Here is a 2119-nt window from a genome sequence, read left to right on the forward strand (position 1 = left end):
TCGGCGCTTTGTCTGTAGTGAGAACCGTAGGTTCTCCAAAATGTTTTACTAATCTTTTCATGAAGGTATAGGCAGCCTGATGATCCCGTTTTTTACGAAGTTGAATATCCAATGTGTGTCCATCTTTATTAATTGCACGATAGAGATAACGCCATTCTCCCTTAACTTTGATATAAGTCTCATCCAAATACCAAGATAAGCGCGCAGATTTATTTTTCACTTTCCAAATTTGATAGATGAGATTGCCATATTCATGAACCCAGCGCATGATGGTTGTTGGGTGAAATGAAATACCACGTTCTTTCAGGATTTCAGATATATCTCGATAACTTAAAGAAAAACGACAGTAGTAGCCGACAGCTACTAAAATAATATCTTTCTTGAACTGTTTTCCTTTAAAATATCGCATTTGTGATTCTCCTGGCTTCTTTTTTCTAGAGTGTATCCTCATTTAGAAAACTTTGCAACAGAATCTATTTTACCTTTGCACCAGAACCAGTATATTATATAGTTAACAAATTAATTTTGAGGGGTAAGGAAATGAGAATTGATTTTTCACCTAATATACCAATATATATTCAATTAATAGAATTTATTAAAATAGAAATCGCAACCGGTCGTTTGGCAATAGGAGATAAAATTCCTACTGTACGTGCATTAGCTAATGAATTAGAAGTAAATCAAAATACGATTCAACGTACATTCCAAGAGTTAGAGAAAGAAGAGGTTATTGTGACACGTAGAGGAATAGGAAGATATATAACCAATAGAGAAGAAAAAATCAAAGAACTTCGTACAAAAATGATAAAAGAGTTGGTTGATAAATTTATAAATGATATAAAAAATTTAAATGCCACCGAAAAAGAGATTCTTTTAATTCTCCAATCCTCATTAGATATGGGGAAATTTGAAATACCAAGCAAGGAATAAAAGAAAGACCTCCGTATATTCGTATTTAATTTAAATATGAATATACGGAGGTTGTTATTCCTTGTCTTATTTCATTGGGTCATTCCAGTTCCCTTTATACTTGTTAGTGTTATTTTTGTAAGATGTTAATTAAGGTACATCCTTTTAAATATGTTTATTTATACTTATCAACAATCTTCTCCCAGCCAATGGAGAGATTCCACACCTTCACATTTTGAAGGAAGATATTTTCTACTGGAAAAAGGTAAAAAAACTTAAATATCTAGCCTTTTAACACTAGCATCTACACTTAAAATTTTGGCACCATACCACCAAGTGCTCCAAGAACTAATGATAAAATAAAGAAGATAATTACAACCACTGTGGCCTGTTTTTTACTTAATCCAGCTGTAGTATGTAATCCTAATGCAGATATAACTAATGACCAAATTGTAAAAATTTCAAATGATTTCATAACACCATGTAAAACATCATTAGATGAAGAAAACAAAGAACCCAGCCCTGTATACATTTCTTGCCCTGTTCCTCCAATTGTAATAGCCAAAAGACTATTTATAAGTAAACCAAGTGTCGTAATAATACTTCCATACACAGAAATCGCTAATAATTTTCTATAAGACGTATCGTTGTTCATAAACATCATTAATATTTTATAAAAAGCTGCAGTAATAAAAGCCCCTATCATAAAACCAATAGCTCCTGTAAAAAATCCACTCCCTAATTGCCAATTTAAAGGGACATCTAAACCTAACTCTGCATTTGCTTTTTTACCTTCTAGAGACAGAACATACGCATATGTATTAATTAGATATACAATACCCGTTAAGATTGCTAATAGCCAAAAACCTTTCCAAATGACATTACTATTCTTCATTCTTTCAAATTGTAAACTTGGAGATGTAATCATTCCTAATAACGATGGTTTTTCTCCAATAACCTCTTGTTTATCAACATTTAATTCCATTTTTATAGCCCCCTTGTTTTCATATACTACGTTCTATTAGTCAATTCGCATCATCTCTCGCAAACCAACGTTTCGTCTAATAGAATCATGTATAGTAAAGAAAATATCTTTACTATACATGCAACCTATTCATAACGAAGTGCTTCAATTGGATCCAATTTTGCTGCTTTGTTTGCAGGAATTAATCCAAAGATAATACCAAGCGTCATAGAGAATAATACGCCA

4 protein-coding genes are annotated in these 2119 nt (G+C 32.0%); 1 reads left to right on the top strand and 3 read right to left on the bottom strand.

Annotated features, from left to right (window positions below; all coding sequences use genetic code 11):
* The coding region (locus LOK41_RS27900; protein ID WP_241819342.1) for an IS6 family transposase at positions 1 to 409 on the bottom strand (409 nt) is incomplete at its 3' end.
* A 131-nt stretch (positions 410 to 540) separates the two neighbouring features.
* On the opposite strand from LOK41_RS27900, the gene LOK41_RS27905 reads away from it, so the two are divergent.
* The gene (locus tag LOK41_RS27905; protein WP_241819343.1) at positions 541 to 930 is read left to right on the top strand and encodes a GntR family transcriptional regulator; all 390 of its coding nucleotides are present in this window, start codon (positions 541 to 543) and stop codon (positions 928 to 930) included.
* Positions 931 to 1219: 289 nt separating this feature from the next.
* Here LOK41_RS27905 and yknW read toward each other — a convergent pair whose 3' ends face one another.
* Positions 1220 to 1894: a YknW family membrane protein gene (yknW, locus tag LOK41_RS27910; protein ID WP_241819344.1), complete on the bottom strand. Its 675-nt coding sequence runs from the start codon at positions 1892 to 1894 to the stop codon at positions 1220 to 1222.
* A gap of 125 nt (positions 1895 to 2019) precedes the next feature.
* On the bottom strand, positions 2020 to 2119 hold a 100-nt coding region (locus tag LOK41_RS27915), incomplete at its 5' end, for an ABC transporter permease (RefSeq protein ID WP_241818601.1).

This window comes from Bacillus sp. TL12 (assembly GCF_022625245.1).
Lineage (GTDB): Bacteria > Bacillota > Bacilli > Bacillales > Bacillaceae_G > Bacillus_A.

Coding starts and splice junctions, on each gene's coding strand:
- LOK41_RS27905 (WP_241819343.1), top strand. CDS start 541: ATGAGAATTGATTTTTCACCTAATATACCAATATATATTCAATTAATA.
- yknW (WP_241819344.1), bottom strand. CDS start 1,894: ATGGAATTAAATGTTGATAAACAAGAGGTTATTGGAGAAAAACCATCG.